The organism is Solicola gregarius (assembly GCF_025790165.1).
Taxonomy (GTDB): Bacteria; Actinomycetota; Actinomycetes; order Propionibacteriales; family Nocardioidaceae; genus Solicola; species Solicola gregarius.
The window spans coordinates 1,891,269-1,913,413 of sequence record NZ_CP094970.1 but is presented as its reverse complement, the minus strand read 5'-3'; the positions used below and the strand labels follow the sequence as shown (position 1 = coordinate 1,913,413).

Below are 22,145 nucleotides of genomic sequence, written 5' to 3'. Positions count from 1 at the left end.
CCGAACCCCGTGGTATATCAAATCTCATCCATCAGACACGAGTTCCGCGTCACAGTCAATGGGTGGCCCCCGATTCGGCCGGGTCACCCGCCTCGGAGGCGACGCTCGAGTGCGTACGCGAGCCGGGCACAGACCGCGTCGTGGTGTGGGGGCGCCATGATCTGTACGCCGGCGGGTAGCGCGCGGGGCGTGCGCGGTGGCACCGGCACGCTGACGGCGGGCATCGCCGTGACCGGGGCCCAGCCGGTGTAGCGGACGAGCGCCGCCGATACCGGCTCGGACCGTCCGTCGATCTCGACCTGGTCGGCCCCGCGTACCGGCGCGACGCACGGTGTGGTCGGCGTGAGGAACGCGTCCAGGCGGCGGGTCGTGAACAACGCGGCGGTTTCGGCCGCGATCGCACGGCGCGCCGCGTCGATCAGCTCGCCGTACGGCGCGAGCGGCTCGCCGAGAGTGAGCAGGGCGCGGGCCTCGCTGCCGAATGCCGCGGGCGCCGCGCGTACCGCCTCGGCGTGCTCCAGCGCCGAGGAGCGCAGCATCGTCAGCAGCGAGTTGCCGGCCGCCGAGCGGTGCAGGGACGTCTCGCACTCGACAACGGTGGCGCCGGCGGCCTCGAGCGCACCCAACGCCACGTGGTACGCATCCGCGACGGTCGGGTCGAGCCGTCCGACCCGCTCAAGCACACCGATGCGTACGCCGGCCATGTCGCCGACGTCGCTTCGCAACGAACGACCGAGGAGAACCTCGAGCATCGCGAGGCACGTGGTGACGTCGGCCGCGAGCGGCCCGAGCGCGTCCTGCTCGGGTGCGAGGCCGGTGACTCCATCGAGAGGTACGGCGCCGGTCGTGGGCCGGAAGCCGACGACGCCGCACAGCGCGGCCGGAACGCGGATCGACCCGCCCGTATCCGTTCCGAGCGCGCCCGTGGCGGAGCCCGCTGCCACGCACGCGGCCGACCCGCCAGACGAGCCGCCGGCGATCCGGTCGGGTGCGAAGGGGTTGGCGATCTGTGGGGTGACCACGCCCCACGCCATCTCGTGCGTCGCGGCCTTACCGATGCAGTGCGCCCCGGCGTCGGCGAGAGCAGTCCAGGCGGGCGCGGAGGCCGTCGGCTCGCGCCACCGGCCACCGGTCGTCCCGTTGTGGGTGGGCAGGCCGGCGACGTCGATGATGTCCTTGACCGCGACGGACAGGCCGTGCAGCGGGCCGTCGAGCGCGTCCGCTTCAGGAGCAGGTGGTGTCACCAGCCAGCCCTCATCGGCGGCCTGGCGGACGTCCTCGGGCGTGGCGCTCGCGTACGTCGACGGCGCCGGGGCGGGGCCGACGCCGCTCGACGCGAGCTCCGGCCACGCGGGCTCGTGATCGGACCCGAGCTTGGCTGAGGCCTCGACGCCGTGCTGCATCCAAGCCGCGTACTGTGCCCGAGTCGCGGCCTCGAGCTCGTCGCCCGGTACGAGCGTTTCCGTCACGGCGCCACCAGCGCGCTTCGTACGACCTTGCCCATCGCGTTGCGCGGCAGTGACTCGACGACGACGACCCGCTTCGGGCACTTATACGGAGCAAGGCGTGACCGGCAGTGCTCGATGACCGAATCGGCGGCGATCTCGTGGCCCGGCTCGGACACCACCCACGCGGCGACCTCCTCGCCCCAGCGCTGGCTGGGCACACCGGCGACCACGGCCTCCGCGACGCCGGCACACGCCTCGACGACGAGCTCGACCTCCCGCGGCGCGACGTTCATGCCGCCGGTGATGATCAGCTCCTTGAGCCGCCCGGTGATCACCAGCCGACCGTCGTCCCAGCGGCCGACGTCGCCGGTCCGGAACCAGCCGCCGGGCCAGAACGCGGCGGCGGTCGCATCGGGATCATCGAGGTAACCGCCGAAGATCTGCGGACCGCGCAGGACGATCTCGCCCTCGTCGGTGGCATCGCCGTCGGGCGTACGCAGGTCGACCTCGACGCCGGGCAGTGGGGTGCCGACCGTCCCGGTCATCGGCTCGCCGTACTCGTTGGAAACATCGAGCCCGGACTCCGTCAGTCCGTAGCGCTCCAACGGCCGCAGGCCCGCCTTGGCGTACAGCTGGTCCGCGACTGCAGGCGAGAGCGGTGCAGACCCCGACGTGATCAGCCGTAGCCGCCGCAGTGGTCGAAGCTCGGGCGCATCGAGATCGGCCAACCGCTGGTGGATGCTCGGCACCGCGAACACGATCGTGGCGCGTTCGTGCTCGGCGGTCGAGATCAGCTCGTGCGTGTCGAACCGCGCCAGGACGGTCAGGCTGGACCCGGCGACGAGACTCGCGTGGAGTCCGCTCAGCCCGTGCTGGTGGAAGAGCGGGAGCGCGTGGACGAGAGTGTCGTCGGCGGACCATCTCCACGAGCGCATCGCGCCGCGGATCGACGCGAGCAGCGCCCCGTGAGTCAGCGGAACACCCTTCGGAGTGCCGGTCGTACCCGAGGTGTACGCGAGCAGGGCGACGTCGTCGCTGTCGAGCGCCGCACCGGGGTGCGGATCGAGGCCGGGGTCGTCGAGCTCGGCCAGGTCGAGCGTGCCGACCGCAGTCGTGGTGGCGCTGCCGTCGACCAGCAGCAGCGTCGCCTGCGAGCGAGCGATGAGCGCCTCGAGCTCGTGGCTCGTGTACGCGGGGTTGGCGAGCACCACGGTCGCTCCGGCGTGCAAGGCGGCGAGGTAGCCGACCACGAACCGCATCGACGACGGCGCGCTGATCACGACTCGAGTGCCGCGTTCGACGCCCGCGCGGGCAAGCACACCGGCCGCCCGAACCGCGCGGTCGCGCAGTTCCGGGTACGTCAGTCGTTCGCCGTCGACCGCGACCGCGCCGCGCGAGCACGCCGCGGCTGCGAGCACGCCCGGGATCGTGCCGGCGGTCAGCTCGGAGCGGAGTGCGTCCGGGTCGACGCTCGCGGGCTCGATATCGAGATGACGCGCCCACGCGCGTACCGTGCCCGGCTCCACGTGCTCCATCCCGACCTCCTGGTCGAAATATGATATATCAGCCGGCCGAGTCGCCGACTCGCTCAGTCGAACAGCTCGCTGAGCCAGTGCTCCTTCTTCTTGCGCTTGTACGAGCCGCGGTCGTCGTAACGGCGGTCGTCGTAGCGCGGCTGCTCGTACCGCTGTTGTTGCGGCGCCTGCTGCGGTGGTGCCTGCGGCGGCGGCGCCTGCGGTGCAGACATCTGCATGCCGCGATCGATGATCTTGTCGAGCTCGCCGCGATCGAGCCAGACGCCGCGGCACTCCGGGCAGTAGTCGATCTCGATTCCGGACCGTTCGCTCATCACCAGCGTGGTTCCGTCGGTGGGACATTGCATGTCGAGTACCTCCTGGCCAGTCAACGTGCCCGACCGCACGCGGGGTTCCCGACGGTACCGGGCGGCGTACGATCGCGGCGTGATCGTGACGTTCGACCTGTTCAGCGCGCTGCTCGATACGCGGAGCGGCGCCTCCGGCGCATTCGACGGGCTTGCCGCGTCGCGTGGCTGGGCCGTTTCCGGCAGCGAGGTGTACGACCGGTGGGACGCGCACAACAAGGCGGCGCAGCTGGAGCTGGCCGACCGGCTCCTGGCAGGTGGGGAGTGGAAGTCGTTCACCTTCATGTCCACCCGCACGCTCGGACTCGCGTACGACGACCTCGGCATCGACTCGGACCACCAGGTCGATATGCGCACGGTCCATGAGTCGATCCCCGGCTGGGCGCCGTGGCCCGACGTCGTGCCGGGGCTCGCCGGGCTCAGCGACCACCATCGCCTGGGCATCCTGTCGAACGTCGACGACGCGTTGTTCGCGCGCACACAGGTGGCCGGGCTGGTCGACCCCGACCTCGTGCTCACCTCGGAGCGGTTGCGAGCGTACAAGCCGGGTGCGCAGATCTACCGCCGTGCGGCGGAACGTACCGGCGGGCACGTGCACGTCGCGGCGTCGGCACGCGATGTGCGCGGCTCCCTCGAGGCCGGGCTGACGACCGTACGGGTGGCCCGTCCGGGTCATCGCGTCGATCCCGAAGGCCCGCAGCCGAGCTATCAGATCGAGTCGCTCGCCGAGCTCGGGGCCACCCTCGCCGAGATCTGACCGGCCTAAGCGGTAGGCAGGACGAGAGATGCCGAGCGCGACCGGCTGACACAACGGACGGTGCGGCACAACCCGGTCCGGATTCACCCTTGCGCGTGATCGTTGTCACGCGCAAGGATGCTGGCCATGGCTGGCGAGGTCTTCAAGAACAGGTTCACGTTCATCGCTGCGGCCGTCGGCATGGCCGTCGGCACCGGCAACCTCTGGCGATTCCCCCGGGTGGTGGGCGAGTACGGCGGCGGTGCGTTCATCATCGCGATCGTCGTTGCCAACCTCGTCTGGGCGATCCCGGTGCTGATGTCCGAGTCGCTGCTCGGCTCCAAGTCGCGGCTGGGCACGATCGGCGCGTTCCGCGACTTCATGGGCCGCAAGTTCGCCTGGATGGGCGGCTTCGTCGGGCTCGTGACGGTCGGCATCCTGTTCTACTACTCCGTCGTGTGCGGGTGGGCATTGCGGTACCTCGTCTACGCTGTGACGGGGAAGTTCAACGACAGCAATGTCGACACGTCGGTGGTTTGGAACGACTTCACCGGCAGCGCCTGGCAGCCGATGTTGTTCCACGTGATCTCCATTGCGATGGTCGGCTACATCGTGATCCGCGGGGTGAAGCGGGGATTCGAGTCGGTGCTCAACGTCGTCATCCCCGCGCTGTTCGTGATCCTGGTGATCCTGTTCATCCAGGCCCTCACGCTCGACGGTGCATCGGGCGGGCTCGAGTACATGTTCGTACCCGACTGGAGCGTGCTCACCGAAGCCGACGTGTGGTTGCAGGCATTCACCCAGATGGCGTTCTCCACGGGCGCCGGATGGGGTCTCTACCTCACGTACGCGGTCTACATGCGCCAGAAGGAGGACATGGCGACCAACGCCGGCATCCTCGTCTCCGCGAACCTGCTCGCATCACTGTTCGCTGCTACAGCGGTGCTGTGCACGCTCTTCTCGGTCCGCAGTGCGGAGTACGCCACGACCGCTGCGGGCAACGCCAACCAGGACTTCGCGTTCACCTACTTCGCCGCACTCTTCGGCCAGATGACGGGCGGCGCGATCTTTGGCCCGTTGTTCTTCCTCGCACTGTTCCTCGCCGGCATCTCCAGCCTCATCGCGATGGTCGAGCTCGCGGCCCGCAACATCATGGACATGGGCCTGACCCGTCAGACCTCCGTGACGATCGTCGTGGTCGCGACGCTGATCGCGGGCATTCCGTCGGCGTACAGCGTCGACTTCCTCACCAACCAGGACAACGTGTGGGGCATCGGCCTGCTCATCTCCGGACTGTGCGTCGCGGTCGCGATGATGAAGTTCGGCGTCGAGCGTGCCCGCAAGGAGATGGACGACGTCAGCGATGTCCGGGTCGGCAAGTGGTGGAGCGTCTGCATCTACGCGTTCCCGCTGATGTTCGTGCTGCTGTTCGGCTGGTGGATGCAGCAGGCGCTGGAAGACGTCCCGGAGCCATGGAATGTGACCTCGACGTTCAGCATCGGGACGATGCTGCTGCAGTGGGGCGTGCTCGCGCTGATCATGCTGGCCCTGAACAACGTCCTCGCCAATAAGGTCATGAGCGGGCCGATGTCGGCGTCCATGGGCCCGGGTACGCCGTTCGTGGGTGACCCGAACCTCGGCCGGTGGCGATTGCCCCGCATGCGGCGTAAGGGAGGTGCGGAATGACTGCCGAGATCGTGATCTGGACGATCGTCTTCTTCGGCGTCGACATCGGCGCGCTCGTACTTCTGTCGATGATCGCAATCCGCAGCGACAGAGACAAGGTGCAAGAAGACTGACCGACCGCGCATAGGGTGGCGGCATGCTGAACCCGGTGCACCTACGCACCCTCACCGCGGTCGTACGCACGGGGTCGTTCGCCGATGCGGCGCGCCGGCTCGGCTACACGGCATCCGCGGTGTCGCAGCAGATCGCCGCGCTCGAGCGCGCCGTGCAGGTGCCGCTGTTCGAGCGCGACGCGCACAGCATCACGGCCACGCCGGCGGCCGAGTTCCTCGCCGAACGTGCCCACGATGCGCTGCTGGCGCTCGACGGTCTCGACGACGACGTGCGCGGGCTCGCGGCCGGCGAGCTCGGACGGTTGCGGCTCGGCAGCTTCCCGACCGCAAGCGAGCGACTGCTGCCGGGTGGGCTCTCGGCGTATCGCGACGACCACCCCGACGTACGCGTGGAGCTCGACGAGGGCGAGCCCGCCGAGCTCGTTGCGCTGCTGCGCGACGGTGAGCTCGACGTGGCGGTCGTCTACCGGTACGACCTGGTGCCGCAGCGCTGGCCGGCCGGGCTCGTGCGTACGCCGCTCGTCGATGAGCGTCTACTGCTGTTGCTGCCCGATGGCCACCCGCTGGTGCGGCCGGCGAGGGTGACCCTGGCCGACCTCGCCGACGAGACCTGGGTACGCACCCGGGAGGGCTCCTCGGGAGCAACGTGCCTCGACCGGATGTGCGCGGTTGCGGACTTCGTGCCGCGGGTGAGCGTCCGGAGTAACGACTACGACGTGATCCGGGAGTTCGTCCGCTCGGGGCTCGGCATCGCCCTCGTGCCCGCGCTTGCGCACGAGCCCGCCGAGGGCATCGCCACGCGAACGCTCGACGACGTCGACGTACGCCGGCACGTACTCGCCCTGCATCGCGCGACCGGTGTCGGCCCGACAGCGCCGGTGCTGATAGCGGCGCTCGCCGCTGCCGCCGTCGACGTCGCCGCGCGGATCGACGGCGTCGACCCCGCCTGACTCTCCGCGCCGGACCTTTACCATGTAAACATGGTAAACGTCCGCCTTGCACGGCGAATTCACCATGCAAGGCGGACGATTGACATGCAGAGTCTGCCGATCCTTACCCCGACCGAATTGCCCGCGGGTACGAACCGAGCGCACGGCCAAATGTCGGCTGGTTGTTCGCCGCCGAGCAGCCGGCAGCCGACGAGATCTGGGAGCAGTTCTTCGCCGGAGTCGGCGCGATGGCGTGCGGATCCACGACGTACGAATGGCTTGTCGAGCATGAGAACCTGCTCGACAACCCCGCCCATTGGCAGGAGATGCACGGAGACCGCAAGATGTGGGTGTTCACGCATCGCGAGCTACCCGTCGTGCCCGGCGCCGACCTCCGGTTCGTACGCGATGACGTTGCGACGGTGCATGCCGAGATGGTGAGCGCCGCGGGCGATCGCAACGTATGGATCATCGGTGGAGGCGACCTCGTCGGCCAGTTCGACGATGTGGGTCTCCTCGACGAGATGATCCTCGGCGTCGCGCCGGTCACCCTCGGCGCGGGCGCGCCGGTGCTGCCGCGGCGGATCGAACGCCGGCTGCAGCTCACCGAGGCACGCTCCTCGGGTGGGTTCGCGTTCCTCACGTACGCCGTGTCCCGACGGTCCGAAGTCTGAGGGCGCCAACCCTCGCACGGGGCGGGTGCTGGCAGGCAACAGGATTGCTTGGCCTGCCTCAACCCACTCGGTCGCTCAAGGCCTGGAACCGCGCGTACGCCACGCGCCATGCTTGCCTCGGCCGGTCAACGGCGACCGGCCACCTGACCAGGAGGTACGCGAGGCGATGACCGACATGCTGGCGGCGATGGACGAGTGGGGACCCGAGAAGGTCGTCTGCGTTTCCGACCAACGCACGGGCATGCGCGGCGTCCTCGTCATCGACAACACCGCCCGCGGCATGGGCAAGGGCGGCACCCGGATGAGCGCGACGCTCACCGTCGAGGAGGTCGCCCGGCTCGCTCGTACGATGACGTGGAAGTGGGCCGCGGTCGACCTGTTCCACGGGGGCGCCAAGGCCGGCATCCTCGGCGACCCGAGTGCTCCCGACAAGGAGGACGTACTTCGCGCCTTCGCCCGAGCGCTCGCGAACGAGGTGCCAAGCGAGTACGTGTTCGGTCTCGACATGGGACTCACCGAGAGCGATGCCGCGATCTTCGTCGACGAGCTGCGCGACCGTGGAGCGGCGGTCGGACTGCCCCGGGCGCTCGGCGGTGTGCCGTACGACCAGCTCGGAGTGACCGGGTTCGGCGTCGCCGAGGCGGCCGATGCCGCCGCGCAGACGGTCGGCCTTGCACTGAAGGACTCCCGCGTTGCGATCCAGGGCTTCGGCGCGGTCGGCCAGGCCGCCGCCGAACGCCTCGTCGAGCTCGGCGCAACGATCGTCGCCACCTCGACCGCCGCCGGCGCTGTACACGATGCGGGCGGCATCGACATCGCCCGCCTCGCCGCGCTTCGTACCGAGTTCGGCGACGACTGCGTACGTGAGTACGGAGGCGTGCAGCCTGCCGACGCGGCACTGCGGGTCGACTGCGACATCCTCGTTCCGGCGGCGCGTGAGGACGTCATCGACGACGCGATCGCAGCAGCGACGACTGCCCGCCTCGTGGTCGAAGGCGCCAACCTCCCGACGAACCCGTCGTCGCGGGCTGTCCTCCACAAGCGTGGCTTGGCGCTCGTACCCGATTTCATCGCCAACTGCGGCGGCATCATCGCCGCCGCGCACTCGATGGATGCGCGCTACTCCGCGATCCCGGTCGACCCCGACACGATCTTCACGATGATCTCGGCGAAGGTACGCGCGAACGTGCCCACCGTGCTCGGCGAGAGTGCCGCCCGCGACATCACGCCGCACGAGGCCGCGACCGGGCTGGCGCACGCGCGCGTACGTACGGCCATGGAGCTCCGCGGGCAGCGGCCCGCCGACGTGACGGAGGTGCGGTTGTGACCGTGATCGAGACCAGCGAGCTGCGGGCCCGCTTCGCCCAGCGACTCTCGGAGCTGTACGGCGCCGAGGTACCCGCGTACAACACCCTCGTCGAGGTGTCGCACGAGGTGAATTCCCGCGTGATGGAGCGCGACAGAGCAGACGCGGAGCGGTTCGGCTCGATCGAGCGAGTGACCGCCGAGCGGCACGGGGCGATCCGGGTCGGTACGCCACGCGAGCTGGCCCAGGTGGCCCGCATCTTCGGAGCACTCGGCATGGAGGCGACCGGGTTCTACGACCTGCGCGACGCGAAGCCACAGCCGATCCCGGTCGTGTCGACGGCGTTCCGCCCGACCGATCGCGCCGAGCTGGCGAAGAACCCGTTCCGGGTGTTCACCTCGATGCTGGTGCCCGAGGACCGCCGGTTCTTCGACGAGGATCTGGAGGCGAGGTTGCGCGCCTTCCTCGAAGCGCGTGAGCTGTTTCCCCCACGGTTGCTGGAGCTGGCAGACCGCGCGGAGGCCGAGCGAGGCCTCGCAGCGGAGCAGGCGGCGGAGTTCCTCGACCTCGCGGCCGCGTCGTTCGCGCTGTCCGCCGAGCCAGTCGATCGCACCTGGTACGAGGAGCTGGAGAGCATCTCGGGTGTTGCCGCAGACATCGGTGGCGTCACCAGCACCCACATCAACCACCTGACCCCGCGGGTGCTCGACATCGACGACCTGTACGCGAGCATGCAGAGTCGCGGCATCACGATGATCGATGCGATCCAGGGGCCGCCGCGCTGGGACGGGCCCGACGTACTGCTGCGCCAGACGTCGTTCCGCGCCCTCGCCGAGCCGCGTAAGATGCGCGAGCCCGACGGGTCCGTCACGACGGGAGAGCTGCGCGTACGCTTCGGCGAGGTCGAGGCGCGCGGTGTCGCTCTCACGCCCGCCGGACGCGACCTGTACGACCGGATGGTGGCCGCGGTCGACAAGCGGCTCTCGGCGCGGCCAGAAGCGGGCCGGCCCGCGATCGCCGAGCAGGTGTGGCGTGAACAGCTGCCCGAGTCAGAAGTCGAGCTGGCGCTGCGCGACCTCGCGTACTTCACGTTCTCGGTCAACGACGCACGCCCCGACGGCACGCCGCCCCAGCGCCTCGCCGCCCTGATCGAGCAGGGCTGGGTGACGCCGGAGCCGATCGTGTACGAGGACTTCCTGCCACGGTCCGCCGCCGGCATCTTCGCCTCCAACCTCACGTCGGCCGGCAGCATGGATGGCCTGCAGGGCGGGGCTCCCCGCGACCTGCCGTGGCTGTCGGAAGCGATCGGTCGGCCGGTCAACGACCCATCCGAGCTGTACGCGGCCGAGCGGCAGGCCTCGTTGAACGAGGTCGCGCAGAAGCTCGGTATCGACGGCGGGATCATGGTCGCATGACCGCGAAAGATCTCCCCGCCAGCGCCGAGGTCGTGATCATCGGCGGCGGTGTCATGGGCGTCAGCACCGCGTACCACCTGGCGAAGGCCGGCGTCACCGACATCGTGCTGGTCGAGAAGGACGCACTCGGGTCGGGCTCGACGTGCAAGGCGGCGGGCGGCGTACGCGCCCAGTTCTCCGACTCGGTCAACATCGCGCTCGGGGCGCGCAGCCTGGAGACATTCGAGAACTTCGAGGCGATCTTCGGCCAGCAGATCGACCTGCACCAGGTGGGGTACCTGTTCCTGCTCGACTCGCCTGATGCGGTCGAGACGTTCGAGCGCAACGTCGCGCTGCAGAACCAGCTCGGCGTACCGACCCGGATGATCGATGTCGCCGAGGCCGAGAAGCTGTCGCCGCTGATCTCGACCGACGGGTTGCTTGCCGCCGCGTACGGGCCGGACGACGGGCACTGCACACCCGAGTCGGTGGTCCTCGGGTACGCGTCGGCGGCGCGCCGGCTCGGCGTACGCATCGTGACATCGTGTGCCGCGACGGGCCTCGACGTCGACGACGCTTCCGTACGCGCAGTGCGCACGGAATCCGGGCGGATCGAGTGCGAGACGGTCGTGTGCGCGGCCGGCGCCTGGGCCAGGCAGGTGGGCGAGTGGGCCGGCGTCGACCTGCCTGTGACTCCGATCCGCCGGCAGATCCTGATCACCGAGCCCTATCCCGACCTGCCTCCCGACCTGCCGTTCACGATCGACTTCGCGTCCAGCTTCTACTTCCACGGCGAGGGCGACGGCCTGCTGATGGGCATGTCAGACCCCGACGAGACGCCCGGCTTCAAGCTGTCGCAGAGCCAGGACTGGCTGCCGCGCCTCGGTGAGGCGATCGAGCGGCGGGCCCCCGCGTTGAGCGACGTCGGGCTCGCGAGCGGCTGGGCCGGACTGTACGAGATGACACCCGATCACAATGCGCTCATCGGTGAGGCCGAGGGCGTCGACCGGTTCCTGTACGCGACCGGCTTCTCCGGCCACGGGTTCCTGATGGGCCCGGCGGTTGGAGAGGTCATGCGAGACATCTATCTTGGCAATGAACCCTTCGTGGACGTCGGCGGACTCGACGCGACCCGATTCGCGAACGCCGGCCTACGTCCCGAGACCAACATCGTATGAGCCGCACACCCTACGTATGCGACACCAGCTCAAGGAGGAGCCTGTGACATCGCCAACCACCCTTCCGACCTCGGAGCGGCTCACACAGATCGCCCGCGCGTCGCTCGACCGCTGCGGCGTCGACGTCGACGCACTGGGCGGCGAGGTCACCAACCGCTCGCCGATCAACGGCGAGTCCGTGTTCTCCGTCGCGTACGGCGACGAGACGACCGTCAAGCTCGCGGTCGAGCGGGCCCAGGATGCCTTCAAGCAGTGGCGCGTCGTGCCGGCGCCCGTACGTGGCGCGCTCGTCAAGCGCTTCGGTGAGCTGCTGGTCGAGCACAAGGACGACATCGCCACGTTCATCAGCCTCGAGGTCGGCAAGATCACCTCCGAGGCGCGTGGCGAGGTCCAGGAGATGATCGACATCTGCGACTTCGCGGTCGGTCTCTCCCGGCAGATCGGCGGCAGCACGATGCCGTCGGAGCGCCCGGGTCACCGGCTGATGGAGACGTGGCATCCGCTCGGGGTCGTCGGAGTCATCAGCGCGTTCAACTTCCCGGCCGCCGTCTGGTCATGGAACACCGCGATCGCGCTGGTGTGTGGCGACCCGGTGATCTGGAAGCCGTCGGAGCTCACGCCGATGACCTCGGCCGCGTGCGCGGCGCTGCTGGATCGTGCGGTACGCGACGTCGAGGCGCCGCGATACGTCAGCCAGCTGGTCATCGGTGCGCAGGAGGTCGGTCAGGTCCTCGTCGACGACCCGGGTGTCGCACTGGTGAGCGCGACCGGGTCGACCCGGATGGGCAACCTCGTCGGGCCTCGCGTCGCAGAGCGATTCGGCCGTTCGCTGCTCGAGCTGGGCGGAAACAACGCCGCGGTCGTGACGGGTTCGGCCGACCTCGATCTGACCATGCGCGGCATCGTGTTCTCCGCGGCCGGCACCGCGGGGCAGCGTTGCACCACCATGCGCCGCGTGATCGCGCACCGCAGCATCGTCGATGACCTCAGTGAGCGGCTCGCGGGCGCGTACTCGCGGCTGCCGATCGGCGACCCGATGGCCGACGGCACGCTCGTCGGTCCGATGGTCCACCAGCAGGCGTACGAGAAGATGACGCGCGCGATCGACTCCGCGAAGGAGGCCGGTGGCTCGCTCATCGTCGGCGGCGGTCGGCGGCTCGCCGACGCCGCCCCGAACGCGTACTACGCCGAGCCGGCGATCGTACGCATCGACGAGCAGGCGCCGATCGTGCGTGAGGAGACGTTCGCCCCGCTGCTGTACGTGCTGCCGTACGACGACCTCGACGAGGCGATCGCGCTGCAGAACGACGTGCCGCAGGGTCTCTCGGCGAGCATCTTCACCCAAGACCAGGCCGAGGCGGAGCGCTTCCTCTCGTCCGAGGGCGCCGACTGCGGCATCGTGAACGTCAACATCGGTACGTCCGGCGCCGAGATCGGCGGCGCGTTCGGCGGCGAGAAGCACACCGGCGGCGGGCGCGAGTCCGGCTCGGATGCGTGGCGCGCGTACATGCGCCGGGCGACCAACACGGTCAACTACTCGGGTGAGTTGCCGCTCGCGCAGGGGGTCGACTTCACGGTCTGACGCCGGTCCGGGCCGACCCATCCCCGACAAATAGACATTTGTTATGCCAGGGCATAACAAATGTCTATTTGTCTGTCACGAGCGTTGCTGGCCCCGACCCTCGAGCATCTCGTCGCGATAACGCGTGAGGTGATGCCGCCATACGTCCGCGGCGGCCTCCGGCTCACCGCGCTCGATATGCCGTACGACCGACCGCGACTCGTCGACGTGACCCTCCCGCGCGCTGCGCTCGACCAGCGCGCGCCTGCGAAACGACTTCCACAGGTCGGTCTCGGTGTGGCGGAGGGCGTCTGCGAGGGCACGCTCGAGGATCGGGCTGTGCGCGGCCCGCGCGACCGCCAGGTGGACGGGTAGGTCGCTCACGTACTCGCCGGTCTCCTCGAACTCGCTCTCCAGGCGTGCCAGTACGTCGCGGAGGTTCTCGAGATCCTCCGGGTACTGCTTCTGCGCGGCGAGTGACGCGAGGGCGGGCTCGAGTACGAGCCGAGTCTCGAACACCGTCGGCGGCAGGATCTCGACGCCCCAGGTGGTGACCTCCGCGGGCGTGCCGATGACGGTCGTCGGTCGGCCGCGATGGGTCTGGATCAGCCCGGCGAGCTCGAGCGCGGCGAACGTCTCGCGGATGGTCGGCCGGCTGACCCCGAACCGCTGCGCGAGCTCGCGCTCCGATGGCAGCCTGTCGTTCGTCCGCAGCCGGCCGTCGCGGATCGCCTCGACGAGCTGATCGGCGACCTGCGCGGACGCACTGCGCGTCGTCACGGCGGTGACGGTGCCGAGTGGGTCCTGCTCTGTCGATGCCATCGCGTTGCGAACTCTTTTCTGCTCGGGTCTTGCGCTCGTCCCGTCAGTTTCGCATACTGGCCAGACGACAAAGTGGCCAGGCAACTTGGCCAAGGAGGTCTGATGGACCGGATGACCACGGCGGTTCGCGCCGAACGAGACTTTCTCGGCACGGCGTACGTCCCCGCGGATGCGTTGTACGGGATCCAGACCGTGCGCGCACTCGGCAACTCCGGCCTCGGCACCCGGACGCTTGCCGAGGAGCCGCTGCTGCTCACCGCCCTCGCGCACACCAAGGCCGCCTGCGCTCTCGCGAACGGGCGGTTCGCGGAGCTGACACCGGCGATCTCCGAGGCGATCGTGCGATCGGCGCGTGAGGTGGCCGGCGGCGCCCATCGCGCACACTTCCCGCTCGAGCTGGTGCAGGGCGGCGGTGGCACCGCCGTCAACATGATGGTCAACGAGGTGCTCGCCAACCGGGCCAACCTCATTCTCGGCGGCGAGCTCGGTACGTACGACCCGGTCCATCCGAACGACCACGTCAATCGGTCGCAGTCGACCAATGACGTCTTCCCGACCGCCATGGCGATCGCCGCGTACCGGGCCCTGACGGAGACCGTCGAGTCGCTTCGTACTGTCGCGTCGAGTCTCGATGCGACCGCCGCCAGGTACGCCGACCTGGAGCACCTCGGCCGTACGTGCCTACAGGATGCCGTCCCGCTGCCGATCGCGGCGGTGCACGGTGCCCACGCTCACGCCGTTCGCCGCGCGGCCGATGACGTCGAGCGTGCCGCCCGGCCGCTGCTGGCCGTCCCGCTCGGCGGCACGGCGGTGGGCACCGGCCTCGGCGCACCACCCGGCTTCGGCGAGTCGGCGACCGACATGCTCGCGGCGGAGACCGGGCTCGAGATCACGCCGAGTCCGAACCCCTACGACGGGCTCGCCTCGCTCGAGCCGTTCGGGCGGGCGGCGGACGCGCTGGCCCGCGCCGCGCGCGTACTCGGCCGAACGGCAGGCGACCTGCGGATGCTGGCGTCGGGTCCGGTCGGCGGCCTCGGCGAGATCGCGCTGCCTCCGGTGCAGGCCGGTTCGTCGATCATGCCCGGCAAGGTCAATCCGGTGCTACCCGAGCTGGTGATGCAGACGCAGTTCCTGCTCTCCGGGATCGCCCACACGGTCGCCGCCGCCTCCGGCACGCCCGAGCTCGAGGTGACGCCGATGGGTCCGGTCGCCGTCGAGGAGCTACTCCGCGGCACCCGAATGCTCACGAAGGCCGCGACGCTGTTCGCCCAACGCTGCATCGACGGGGTCGAGTGGGTACCCGACCGAGTCGCATCGAATCTCACGGGGTCGTACGAGCAGGCCGTACGCGACGTGGCCGACGATGGCTACGACCGCATCGCGCTGGCCCGCCACGCAACGTCTCACAACGGACGTCTTACGAAGGAGACCCAGCCATGAATGCAATCGCCAAGTACTCCGCTGCCCTCGCGGCGGCGATGCTCACCGTCGTGATGTCCGGCTGCGGTGCCAACCCGGTGGGCAACGCCGACTCGTCGACGGTCGATGTCGACGAGAACTCCGACCTCGTCGACCAGGTGCCCGATGAGATCCGAGACCGCGGCAAGCTCGTCATCGCGACGAATGCCCCGTACCCGCCCCTCGAGTTCTTCGATGACGACAACAAGACCCTGATCGGGTTCGACATCGACATGGGCGAGGCGCTCGGGCAGGTGCTCGGGCTCGAGGTCGAATGGAAGAACGTCGCGTTCGATGCGATCATCCCGGGCCTCGACGGCGGCAGGTACGACATCGGGATCGCGGGCTTCGGTATCGAGTCGGAGCGCCTCCAAGCCGTCAACTTCGTCTCGTACTACCTCAACGGCGGCGGATTCCTGGTGAGCCGCGACGGCGACGTACGCGCCACCGACTTCGAGGACAGCCTGTGCGGGCTGCGGGTCGCGGTGCAGAAGGGTACGAGCCAGGTCGAGCGCCTGGAGCGCGCCGACAAGCACTGCACCGGTGGTGGGCAGGACGGCGTCGAGATCCTGCAGATCCCCGACCAGAACCAGGTGGCGCTCACGCTGACGAGTGGCCGGTCGGATGCGGTCGTTGCCGATCTCGCGCAAGTCGAGTACGTCGCCAAGCAGGCGGCTGACCAGCTCTGCGTCTCCGGGCTCTACTTCACGCCGCACAGCCTGGCCGGCATAGCCATCCCGAAGCGCTGGGATGGGCTCGACGAGGTTCTCCAGAAGGCGGTTCAGGAGCTCATCGACAACGGCGAGTACGAACGGATCGCAAATGACTGGGGAGTCGTCGAGGGTGCTGTCGACAAGTCGAAGACGTTCACCGAACCGTCGCAGGTGAGCAGCGCCGAGAAGATCTTCCCCCGTAAACCCACCGAGGGCTGTGCGAGCGATGACTGACGTCCGCGACGAGCGCACGACAGCCGGGTCGGAACTCGACGCCGAAGACATCCGCGCCGTACCCGTCCGGCATCCCGGTCGCTGGATCGCCGCACTCGGCGTCGGGATCCTCGGGGCGATGCTCGTCAACACGATCCTGACGAATCCGCGCTTCCGCTGGGACGTCGTAGGAGAGTTCTTCACCGAGGGCGTGATCCTGCGGGGGCTCTCGCTGACGCTGCAGCTGACTGTCGTGTCGATGGCGATCGGCATCGTGCTCGGCATCGTGTTCGCGCTGATGCGCGGCTCTGCGAACCCGATCCTCGCCGGTGCCGGTGCGCTTTACATCTGGTTCTTCCGCGGTACGCCGATCCTCGTGCAGCTGGTGTTCTGGTTCAACCTGAGTGCGCTGTATCCCGAGCTGGGCTTGGGCATTCCGTTCGGCCCGCAGTTCGTCACGTTCGACGCGAACACGCTGATCACACCGATGGTCGCAGGCATCCTCGGACTTGGGCTGAACGAGGGCGCGTACATGGCCGAGATCGTCCGCGGCGGGATCGTCTCGATCGACCGCGGGCAGTACCAAGCGGCGGAGTCACTCGGTATGACCCGGCTGCAGACGATGCGCAAGATCGTGCTGCCACAGGCGATGAAGGTGATCATTCCACCGACCGGCAACCAGACGATCGCGATGCTGAAGAACGTCTCGCTGGTGAGCGTGTTGGCGATTCCCGATCTGCTGTACAGCGCGCAGATCATCTATGCCCGCAACTACCAGACGATCCCGCTGCTCATCGTCGCGAGCATCTGGTACCTGATCTGCACGTCGATCCTGACGATCGTGCAATCGCGCATCGAGCGGCGCTTCACGCCGGACGCCGTGGTCGATGACCCGCTGCTGCCGCGCATCGGTCGCAACCTGATGCGCTGGGGCATCGGCCGCTCGCACCGGCGTACGCCGGACGGGGAGGCGTCATGACTGAGCCCCTGTTGAGGTCCGAACGCGTGCACAAGAGCTACGGCCGGCTCGAGGTGCTGCGTGGTGTCGACCTCACGCTCGACCATGGGCAGGTGCTGTGCATCCTCGGTCCTTCGGGTTCGGGCAAGAGTACGTTCCTGCGCTGCGTCAACCATTTGGAGACGATCAACCGCGGCCGGCTGACGGTCGACGGCCGACTGATCGGATACAAGAAGGTCGGTACAAAGCTGCACCAGCTGCCCGAGAACGAAGTCTGCCGACAGCGGGCCGACATCGGAATGGTGTTCCAGGGCTTCCATCTCTTCCCCCACTACACGGCACTCGAGAACATCATGGCCGGGCCGCGTCTCGTGCAGCGGCGACCGCGCGCCGAGTGTGAGAAGGAGGCGCGCGACTTGCTCGACCACGTCGCCCTCGCCGACAAGGCGGACACGTACCCGTCGCAGCTGTCCGGCGGCCAGCAGCAACGCGTCGCGATCGCTCGTGCGTTGGCGATGAAGCCGAAGCTGATGATGTTCGACGAGCCGACCTCGGCACTCGATCCCGAGCTCGTCGGCGAGGTGCTCGACACGATGAAGCGACTCGCCCGCGACGGTATGTCGATGGTCGTCGTCACCCATGAGGTCGGGTTCGCGCGCGAGGTCGCGGACCAGGTCGCGTTCATGGCCGACGGCGTCGTCGTAGAGACGGGGCCGCCGAGCCAGGTGATCGATGACCCTGTCGAGGAGCGTACGCGGATGTTCCTCTCGAAGGTTCTGTAGCCCAGATGTCAACACAACAAGGAGCTATCCATGGTCGTCCGCTGTGACGTCGCCGTCGTCGGCCTCGGAGCGATGGGAGCGATGTCGCTCTGGCAGCTCGCCGAGCGCGGCGTCTCGGTCGTGGGGGTCGAGCGGTACGACATCGCACACCCGTACGGCTCATCGCACGGGGCATCGCGCATCTATCGCTCGATTCTGTTCGAAGGGGCGGAGTACGTGCCGATCGCGCGGCGATCGCTCGAACTGTGGCGGGAGCTCGAGCGCGCCGCAGATGCGCCGCTGCTGACGACCACCGGCGGGCTGTCGATCGGCACCGACGGCGGCGAGCTGGTCGCCGACGCGGTGAAGAGTGCCGATGCCGGCGAGGTGGCGTACGAACTGCTCGACGTCGACGCGCTGCGTACCAGATTTCCTCAGCATGCGACGTTCGACGACGACATCGGGGTATACGAGCGCGAGGCCGGGTCGGTCAATCCCGAGCTCGCGATCCGCGCTGCCGTCGCGCGTGCGGTCGATCGCGGTGCACGGGTGGAGACCGGCACGGTTGTCAGCTCGATCGAGTTCGGGACCGACCGGGTGGTCGTCGCCTGCGCTGACAACGTGATCGAGGCACGTACCGTGATCGTGTCCGCAGGGCCGTGGTTCAACGACCTGGTGCCCGAACTCGCATTGCCGCTGCGGAATCAGCGCTCGATCCTGTCGTGGTTCTCCGGCGGTTCCGGCTACGGACCCGATCGCTTTCCGACGTTCGTACGTGAGAGCCATGACCTGCAGGGATGGGGCATTCCAGACCTCGACGGTTCGGGCGTCAAGATCGGTATCAGCGGTCAACCGAAGCCATGGCTCGATCGTCCCGAGGACAACCGAACGCCGGTCACGCCGGGCGAGACACAACCGATCGAGTCGTTCTGCCGGATGGCGTTCCCCGGACTGCTCCCGCGGGTCGTACGTGCGGAGCCGTGCATCAACTCGAAGACTCCGGACGGCGACTTCGTCGTCGGTACGACGGCTCGGGCACCGGGCGCCGTGCTGGTCGGGGGCTTCTCCGGGCACGGCTTCAAGCACGCCGCGGGCATCGGCTCCATTGCCGCCGACCTCGCGGTCGAAGGTGCGACAGACATCCCGGTCGATCGGTTCGACCCGGACCGGTTCGACCCTGTTCGACTCGGTGGCCCGGAAGGAGCGGGCGCGTGAGGTACTCGACACTGGGCCGATCCGGGCTCGCCGTGAGCCGGCTCGGGCTCGGCACCATGAACTTCGGCCCCGTGACCGACGAGGCCGCGGCGCATCACATCCTCGACCGCGCTCGCGAGCACGGCATCAATCTCGTCGACACGGCCGACGTCTACGGCGCGCACGCGACGAAGCAGGTCTACGGAAATGAACCGGAGAAGGGTCTCAGCGAGGAGATCGTCGGCAGGTGGTTGGCGCAGGACGCCGGCAGGCGGGACGAGATCGTCTTGTCGACGAAGGTGTACGGCGCGATGGGTGTGGGCCCGAACGACATCTATCTGTCCGCCAAGCACATCAGGCAGGCGTGCGATGCGTCGCTGCGCAGACTGGGCACCGACTACCTCGACCTCTACCTGCTTCACCACATCGATCGGCGTACGCCGTGGGACGAGATCTGGGAAGCGCTGAGCATCCTGCGCGCGCAGGGAAAGGTGCTCTACTTCGGCACGAGCAACCACGCGGCGTGGCAGCTGGTCCAGGGTCAAGAGACCGCGCGACGACTCGGACAGTTCGGGTTCGTGGCCGAGCAGAGCATCTACAACCTCAAGGAGCGGACCCTCGAGCTCGAGGTGCTACCGGCCTGCCGCGCGTACGGGATTGCGGTGATGCCCTACAGCTCGCTTCACGGCGGGTTGCTCTCGGGCGTACTCGCGAAGCACGATGTGAATCGGAGCGCGTCGGGGCGCGCTGCTGCGGGGCTCGCCGACGACCTCGAGCAGGTAGAGCTGTACGAGCGGTTCTGCGGCAAGCTGGGTCATCATCCCGCGCAGGTTGCGCTCTCGTGGCTGCTACATCAGGACGGTGTCGCGACACTGCCGCTCGGCATCCGCACTGTCGAGCAGCTCGACAACTCCATCGGAGCAATCGACATCGCGCTCGATGACTCCGCACTTTCCGAGCTCGACGACATCTTTCCCGGGCCCGGCGGCCCTGCACCGGAGGCGTACGCATGGTGAATCTGGATCTGACGGTTCTCGACGGTGAGTTCGCGGTGTGCCGGCTTCCCAGATCATCGTCGTTGCCCTTGCCAGCAGGCGATGTGGGCCCATTCTGGTCCGTGACCGTGACCGGCGACGAGGTGTCGGTCGTGTGTCGCCCCGAGCAGGCGCCCGGGGGTGCGGTCGTCGAAAGCGGCTGGGGAGCCCTCAAGGTGGAAGGGCCGCTGGAGTTCGAGCTCGTCGGCATCTTGGCGAACCTCTCCGGCGTACTCGCCGAGGCGAAGGTGTCGGTGTTCGCGGTCTCCACGTATGACACCGACTATCTGCTCACCCAAGATCTCGACGGCGCGATCGAGGCGTTGTCCGTTGCCGGTCATCGGATTGCGAGGTAGAGCGATGTTCCAACGATTCGAGCTGGAGAACTGGCAGTCCGCGTACGAGCAGACTGTGCGGTTCAACCTGGCCGACAGCACACTCGAGCCGGTCCGCCTCGGCGAGCTGCTCGATGATCCGGGCGATCTCGACGAGCTGCTCGGGACGGCGTTGTACTACCCGGAGGTCAACGGCGAGCGGGCGCTGCGCGAGGTGATCGCAGGACTGTATCCGGATGTGGGTGCCGACGACGTGCTGGTGACGGTCGGTGCGTCGGAGGCCAATGCGGCGGTCGTCGATGTGTTGTGTGGCCCCGGCGACGACGTGATCGTGATGCAGCCCGGATACCAACAGGTGTGGGGACTTGCGACCAACAACGGGTGCAACGTACGCGAGTTTCCGCTCGATCCCGACGACGGGTGGAGGCCCGACCTCGATGCGCTCGAGTCGCTCGCGGGTACGACGACGAAGCTGATCTACGTCTGCAACCCGAACAACCCGTCCGGCTACGTGCTGACCGAGGAGGAGATCGCCCGGATCGTCGCGATCGCCGAGCGGTACGGAGCTTGGATCCTCGCGGACGAGGTCTATCAGGGCAGCGAGCGTGCAGCGCGCAAGCATGCCGCGACGTTCGTCGGCCGCTACGACAAGGTGATCGGCGTCAACAGCATGTCGAAGACGTACGGTCTTTCCGGTCTCCGGATCGGCTGGGCGATCGCGCGTCCGGACATGATCGAGCAGCTGTGGCGTCGACACGAGTACGCGGTGATCGCTACCGGGCGGATCGACAACGCACTGGCTCGGCTGGCACTGTCGGAGCCGCGCCGGGGCGGCCTGCTGAAGCGGAACCGAGAGGCGATGAACCGTGGGTGGGACGTCCTGCGGGCATGGGCCGCGGACAACGCCGACGTTGTCACCGTGCACGAACCGGAGGCGACCGGGCTGGCATTCGTGCGCTACCACCTCGAGCTGTCGTCGGTCGAGGTCGGCCACGCGATCCGCGAGGGGGCGAGCGTGCTCGTCTGCCCGGGCGTGTTCTTCGGCATCGAGGGCCACCTGCGGATCAACTTCGGCTTCGGCGTCGACTACGTACGTGCCGCGCTGGCGGCGACGACGCCTGTACTGCAAGGGCTTGCCGGACGCTGAGGTGTGGTCCCAAGGTTCGGCTGGCCGGCACGTGCCGTTCATCTCACGTTCCCGGTGAACCCGACCTGACCCCCCAGCATCTAAGGTGTTCGTCGGGCCGATTGAGCCCGATACGGCGCAGGCCGTAAACCCACTTATGCACTGAGGAGATAGACGCATGCGTCGAGCAGGAATGGCAGCGGCCGCGGCAATCATGGCGGTGGCGACGCTGACGGCTTGTGGTGGAGGAGACGACTTCTGCGACGTCGGCAAGGACGTCAACACGGCAGACTTCGAGCCGGGCTCGGACGAGGCAAAGGATCTGATGGACGAGGCCGTCGACAAGGCTCCCGATGAGATCAAGGACGACATGGAGACGCTGCGCGATGTCGCTGGCATCGACACGTCGGACCCGGAGGCGATGGAAGACGCGCAGGACCTTGCTGCGGACGCCGGGCCTGCCGCCGAGAACGTCGGCAACTACGTAGACGAGAACTGCGACTGACCGTCGCCCACGACGCCGGACGCCCGCCCCGTGATCCGGGGCGGGCGTCTCGCGTTCCGTCCACTTTGCATCCACAGCCCGGTCGCTCGTCCACAGCCCCGCGCGCTTACCCGACCACT

Annotated in this window: 21 protein-coding genes; 17 read left to right on the top strand and 4 right to left on the bottom strand. The window is 68.4% G+C overall.

The features are described 5' to 3' along the window. Nucleotides 1-83 precede the first annotated feature (83 nt). The 3 genes from L0C25_RS09455 to L0C25_RS09445 are packed head-to-tail and all read right to left on the bottom strand — an operon-like array spanning nt 84 to nt 3,330. Complete coding sequence (locus L0C25_RS09455; protein WP_271636238.1) at nt 84-1,469, bottom strand: amidase; 1,386 nt, start codon at nt 1,467-1,469, stop codon at nt 84-86. Beyond that, nucleotides 1,466-2,983, bottom strand: coding sequence for a class I adenylate-forming enzyme family protein (locus L0C25_RS09450; protein WP_271636237.1), 1,518 nt, complete (start codon nt 2,981-2,983; stop codon nt 1,466-1,468). The genes L0C25_RS09455 and L0C25_RS09450 overlap by 4 nt, the downstream gene beginning before the upstream one ends. A 53-nt stretch (nt 2,984-3,036) precedes the next feature. Beyond that, nucleotides 3,037-3,330 (bottom strand): TFIIB-type zinc ribbon-containing protein, encoded by a 294-nt coding sequence (locus tag L0C25_RS09445; protein ID WP_271636236.1) that lies wholly within the window; start codon nt 3,328-3,330, stop codon nt 3,037-3,039. A gap of 79 nt (nt 3,331-3,409) precedes the next feature. Between L0C25_RS09445 and L0C25_RS09440 the strand changes: the two genes are divergently transcribed. The 8 genes from L0C25_RS09440 (at nt 3,410) to amaB (ending at nt 12,928) form a co-directional block, all read left to right on the top strand. Further along, nucleotides 3,410-4,087, top strand: a complete 678-nt coding sequence (locus L0C25_RS09440) for an HAD family hydrolase (RefSeq protein ID WP_271636234.1) — start codon at nt 3,410-3,412, stop codon at nt 4,085-4,087. 126 nt (nt 4,088-4,213) lie between these two features. Continuing rightward, nucleotides 4,214-5,752, top strand: a complete 1,539-nt coding sequence (locus L0C25_RS09435) for a sodium-dependent transporter (protein WP_271636233.1) — start codon at nt 4,214-4,216, stop codon at nt 5,750-5,752. A gap of 136 nt (nt 5,753-5,888) precedes the next feature. After that, on the top strand, nt 5,889-6,815 hold the full coding sequence (locus L0C25_RS09430) for a LysR family transcriptional regulator (RefSeq protein ID WP_271636231.1): 927 nt from the start codon (nt 5,889-5,891) through the stop codon (nt 6,813-6,815). A gap of 161 nt (nt 6,816-6,976) precedes the next feature. Continuing rightward, nucleotides 6,977-7,468 (top strand): dihydrofolate reductase family protein, encoded by a 492-nt coding sequence (locus L0C25_RS09425; protein ID WP_271636230.1) that lies wholly within the window; start codon nt 6,977-6,979, stop codon nt 7,466-7,468. Nucleotides 7,469-7,580: 112 nt separating this feature from the next. Next, a complete protein-coding gene (locus L0C25_RS09420) occupies nt 7,581-8,795 on the top strand; it encodes a Glu/Leu/Phe/Val family dehydrogenase (protein ID WP_271636229.1) in 1,215 nt (404 codons plus the stop codon). Then, nucleotides 8,792-10,189, top strand: coding sequence for a 2-oxoadipate dioxygenase/decarboxylase (hglS, locus tag L0C25_RS09415; protein WP_271636228.1), 1,398 nt, complete (start codon nt 8,792-8,794; stop codon nt 10,187-10,189). Before L0C25_RS09420 ends, hglS begins: the two co-directional genes overlap by 4 nt. Further along, complete coding sequence (locus tag L0C25_RS09410) at nt 10,186-11,346, top strand: NAD(P)/FAD-dependent oxidoreductase (protein WP_271636227.1); 1,161 nt, start codon at nt 10,186-10,188, stop codon at nt 11,344-11,346. Before hglS ends, L0C25_RS09410 begins: the two co-directional genes overlap by 4 nt. A gap of 43 nt (nt 11,347-11,389) precedes the next feature. Next, nucleotides 11,390-12,928 carry an L-piperidine-6-carboxylate dehydrogenase gene (gene amaB, locus L0C25_RS09405; RefSeq protein ID WP_271636226.1) on the top strand — a complete coding sequence of 513 codons (1,539 nt, stop codon included), beginning with the start codon at nt 11,390-11,392 and terminating at the stop codon, nt 12,926-12,928. A 75-nt stretch (nt 12,929-13,003) separates the two neighbouring features. Here amaB and L0C25_RS09400 read toward each other — a convergent pair whose 3' ends face one another. Further along, nucleotides 13,004-13,729 carry a FadR/GntR family transcriptional regulator gene (locus L0C25_RS09400; protein ID WP_271636225.1) on the bottom strand — a complete coding sequence of 242 codons (726 nt, stop codon included), beginning with the start codon at nt 13,727-13,729 and terminating at the stop codon, nt 13,004-13,006. A 102-nt stretch (nt 13,730-13,831) separates the two neighbouring features. Here L0C25_RS09400 and L0C25_RS09395 point away from each other — a divergent pair, with 102 nt between their 5' ends. From L0C25_RS09395 to L0C25_RS09355, 9 genes are all read left to right on the top strand, one after another. Continuing rightward, nucleotides 13,832-15,169: a lyase family protein gene (locus L0C25_RS09395; protein ID WP_271636224.1), complete on the top strand. Its 1,338-nt coding sequence runs from the start codon at nt 13,832-13,834 to the stop codon at nt 15,167-15,169. Then, nucleotides 15,166-16,134 carry an ABC transporter substrate-binding protein gene (locus tag L0C25_RS09390; protein WP_271636223.1) on the top strand — a complete coding sequence of 323 codons (969 nt, stop codon included), beginning with the start codon at nt 15,166-15,168 and terminating at the stop codon, nt 16,132-16,134. Before L0C25_RS09395 ends, L0C25_RS09390 begins: the two co-directional genes overlap by 4 nt. Next, on the top strand, nt 16,127-17,092 hold the full coding sequence (locus L0C25_RS09385) for an amino acid ABC transporter permease (RefSeq protein WP_271636222.1): 966 nt from the start codon (nt 16,127-16,129) through the stop codon (nt 17,090-17,092). The genes L0C25_RS09390 and L0C25_RS09385 overlap by 8 nt, the downstream gene beginning before the upstream one ends. Then, nucleotides 17,089-17,853, top strand: coding sequence for an amino acid ABC transporter ATP-binding protein (locus L0C25_RS09380; RefSeq protein ID WP_271636221.1), 765 nt, complete (start codon nt 17,089-17,091; stop codon nt 17,851-17,853). The genes L0C25_RS09385 and L0C25_RS09380 overlap by 4 nt, the downstream gene beginning before the upstream one ends. Nucleotides 17,854-17,883: 30 nt before the next feature. Continuing rightward, nucleotides 17,884-19,047, top strand: a complete 1,164-nt coding sequence (solA, locus tag L0C25_RS09375) for an N-methyl-L-tryptophan oxidase (RefSeq protein WP_271636220.1) — start codon at nt 17,884-17,886, stop codon at nt 19,045-19,047. Then, nucleotides 19,044-20,042, top strand: coding sequence for an aldo/keto reductase (locus L0C25_RS09370; RefSeq protein ID WP_271636219.1), 999 nt, complete (start codon nt 19,044-19,046; stop codon nt 20,040-20,042). The genes solA and L0C25_RS09370 overlap by 4 nt, the downstream gene beginning before the upstream one ends. Then, nucleotides 20,036-20,416 carry an ACT domain-containing protein gene (locus tag L0C25_RS09365; protein ID WP_271636218.1) on the top strand — a complete coding sequence of 127 codons (381 nt, stop codon included), beginning with the start codon at nt 20,036-20,038 and terminating at the stop codon, nt 20,414-20,416. Before L0C25_RS09370 ends, L0C25_RS09365 begins: the two co-directional genes overlap by 7 nt. Before the next feature lie 4 nt (nt 20,417-20,420). Next, nucleotides 20,421-21,542: an aminotransferase class I/II-fold pyridoxal phosphate-dependent enzyme gene (locus tag L0C25_RS09360; protein WP_271636217.1), complete on the top strand. Its 1,122-nt coding sequence runs from the start codon at nt 20,421-20,423 to the stop codon at nt 21,540-21,542. A 157-nt stretch (nt 21,543-21,699) separates the two neighbouring features. Further along, nucleotides 21,700-22,026, top strand: a complete 327-nt coding sequence (locus L0C25_RS09355) for a hypothetical protein (protein WP_271636216.1) — start codon at nt 21,700-21,702, stop codon at nt 22,024-22,026. Nucleotides 22,027-22,145: the final 119 nt, after the last annotated feature.